The sequence below is a fragment of the Paraburkholderia sp. SIMBA_030 genome (genome assembly GCF_046535245.1).
Classification (GTDB): domain Bacteria; phylum Pseudomonadota; class Gammaproteobacteria; order Burkholderiales; family Burkholderiaceae; genus Paraburkholderia.
This window is the reverse complement of the sequence record NZ_JAWRXB010000460.1, coordinates 1-274: the sequence shown is the minus strand read 5'-3', so window position 1 is coordinate 274 and position 274 is coordinate 1. Positions and strand designations below refer to the sequence as shown.

Here is a 274-nt window from a genome sequence, read left to right as displayed (position 1 = left end):
CCTGTGATTAAGCAGCGTACCCCGCAACATATTCCGTTGATTACTGGGTTGTTTAGTCTAACGATGACCACAGCAGCAGGTATCGTCGCAGGCGTCGTATTACCGCTATCGGAGCAAGTTGGTTGGCAGTGGGCATTAGGTGGTTGGACGATACTAGGTGTGTTTGCTTTCGTGATTTGGCTGTTCTTACGGGTTCGGTTGGGTTCATCTAACCATCAAGCGGTTATCCCTGCGCAACGACATCAGCAGGGATACCTGCCCAGCCTACGACCCC

1 pseudogene is annotated in these 274 nt (G+C 52.2%); it reads left to right on the top strand.

Features of this window, described 5'->3' with window-relative positions:
• Positions 1 to 274, top strand: a pseudogene (locus SB772_RS40780) (hypothetical protein); the annotation flags it as partial.